General features: G+C 61.3%; 2 protein-coding genes. Both read right to left on the bottom strand.

Annotated elements, in window-relative coordinates; genetic code table 11:
- A partial coding sequence (locus WCA53_RS33635) for an MFS transporter (RefSeq protein WP_423922312.1) occupies window positions 1-1,197 on the bottom strand: 1,197 nt, incomplete at its 3' end.
- Between the two features lie 32 nt (window positions 1,198-1,229).
- Window positions 1,230-2,168 (bottom strand): sugar kinase (locus WCA53_RS33630; protein ID WP_423922309.1); only part of this gene is annotated, 939 nt, incomplete at its 5' end.

Below are 2,168 nucleotides of genomic sequence, written 5' to 3'. Positions count from 1 at the left end.
CATGAACACATACGACGCAGCAGGCGATCCGGTCGCACCGTTCAGGTAACCGACCACATACGAACCGACGAACGAACCGAGCGCGCCCATGCTGTTGATCAGCGCCATCGCGCCGCCGGCCACGTTCTTCGGCAACAGTTCGGGCACGATCGCGAAGAACGGACCGTAGGGCGCGTACATCGCCGCGCCCGCAATCACCAGGAGTGCGTAGGATGCCCAGAAGCTGGTCGAACCGAGCAAGTAGGAACCGGCGAATGCGAATGCGCCGATCAGCAGGAACGGCCACACGAACAACTTGCGGCGCTCCATTTTGTCCGATGCCCACGACGCCGCGATCATCGCAATTGTTGCGGCCAGATACGGCACGGCCGACAGCCAGCCGGTCTCGACCATGCCGAATGACGACGCGTTTTTAAGTATCGACGGCAACCACAGCACGAAGCCATACACGCCGATACTCCAGCAGAAATACTGCGCACACAGCTTGATAACCGCTGGCGACTTGAACGCTTCGCCGTAATTCTTGACCGGCTTGATGGCGGCCTGTTCCGCGCGCATCGTATTTTCCAGGTCGATCTTTTCCTGGTCGGAGAGCCATTTCACCTGCGCCGGCTTGTCCTGGACGATAAACCACCAGATCACCGCCCAGATGACCGCCGGCACGCCTTCGACGACGAACATATGGCGCCAGCCGAAGGAATCGATCAGATAGCCGGACACCACCGACATCCATAGCACCGTCACGGGATTGCCGAGAATCAGGAACGTGTTGGCGCGTGAGCGCTCCGATTTCGTGAACCAGTTCGCGATGAAAATCAGCATCGCGGGCATCACCGCCGCTTCCACGATACCGAGCATGAAGCGCAGCACCATCAGCGATGGAATGTTGGTCACCACGCCCGTCAGTGCTGCACAGCCGCCCCAGAGAATCAGGCTGACGAACACGAGCTTCTTCACGCTGCGACGCTCGGCGTAGATCGCACCAGGAATCTGGAAGAAAAAATACCCCAGGAAAAACAGCGCGCCGATCAGCGACGCCAAGCCTTTGCTAATGCCCAGGTCGTGGTTGATCCCTGCCGCCGATGCGAAGCCGAAATTCGCGCGATCGAGATAGGCGAGGCTGTACGTGATGAACACGATCGGCATGATCGTCCACCAGCGGCGCACCGCGAGTCTGGTTGAACTGGCCTGTTGCATGGTTGTCTCCCGTTTTTGTGGGCGTCGGATTGCTAGTGGCTTGAATCTTCGAGCGCGTCGAGTTCGGCGCGGGTTGGAAGCCCTTCGCTATCGCCGATGACCTGGATCGCCAGGCCGCCGATACGATTGCCGCGCGCGATCGCGTGGCGCACGTCGCGGCCTTCGAGTAGCGCGCTCACCACGCCGACCGCGAAGCCGTCGCCGGCGCCGACGGTATCGACGACGCGTTTCACGGGAATCGCCGGCACGGTGCCTTCTTCGTTATCGGCCGTGCGGAAATATGCGCCGTCTGCGCCGAGCTTCACGACGACGCCCTTTGCGCCCCGATCGATGTAGAAGCGCGCAATGTCTTCTGGCTTTTTAAAGCCCGTCAGGATCAGGCCCTCGCTGATGCCGGGCATTACCCAGTCAGCAAGCCCCGCGAGCGCGTTGAGCGATTCCGCCATGGCTTCGCGAGAAGGCCAGAGCGTTGGCCGGAGGTTCGGGTCGAAGGAAATAGTCTTGCCCGCGCGGCGCATTTCGCGGGCCATATGAAAAGCGAGTTCGCGCGATGTCGCCGAGATCGCCGGCGCGACGCCCGTCAGGTGCAGGTGGCGCGCACCCAGCACGTACTGCGCGACGTAATCATCGAGCGAGAGATGACTCGCCGCCGACCCCTTGCGAAAATATTCGATGGCGGGATCGCTGCCGTCATCGTTCCTCGACTTCAGTTGGAAACCCGTCGGATAGCGCTCGTCGATGGTCACGCAACCCGCGTCGATCCCTTCTTTCGCGAGCACGTCGAGAACATATCGGCCGAAAGAATCGGCACCGACGCGGCTCATCCAGCCCACCTTGAAGCCGAGCCGCGACAAGCCGATCGCGACATTCAGGTCCGCGCCGGCCACGCGTTTCGTGAACTGGCCGACCTTTGCGAGATCGCCTGTTTCGGTGGCGACGAACAGCGTCATGGCTTCGCCGTAGGTTACGAC

The organism is Caballeronia sp. (genome assembly GCF_049581465.1).
Classification (GTDB): Bacteria; Pseudomonadota; Gammaproteobacteria; order Burkholderiales; family Burkholderiaceae; genus Caballeronia.
This window is presented reverse-complemented; position numbering and strand designations above follow the sequence as displayed.